Genomic DNA, 230 nt, shown 5'->3' on the forward strand with positions numbered 1-230 from the left:
GCGACCACCGAGCCGATCCCGAAGAACGCGCCGAGGCAGAACGCGGTGGCGACGCGCGCGGCCATCAGCACCGCAGAGCCCGGTGCGATCGCGCAGAACAGGTTGCCGGCGCTGAACAGCCCGATCAGGCCCATCAGTGCGCGCTTGCGCGGCATCTTCGCGCTGGCGATCGCGAGGATCGGCGCGCCTATCGTCACGCCCCGCGCGTCGCCCGGCACGAGCATCCCGGC

At 72.6% G+C, this 230-nt stretch carries 1 pseudogene; it reads right to left on the reverse strand.

Annotation, left to right across the window (positions count from 1 at the left end):
* Window positions 1-230: pseudogene (locus KVT39_RS37625) on the reverse strand (MFS transporter); the annotation flags it as partial.

This window comes from Burkholderia sp. GbtcB21, assembly GCF_019091065.1.
Taxonomy (GTDB): Bacteria; Pseudomonadota; Gammaproteobacteria; order Burkholderiales; family Burkholderiaceae; genus Burkholderia; species Burkholderia pyrrocinia_C.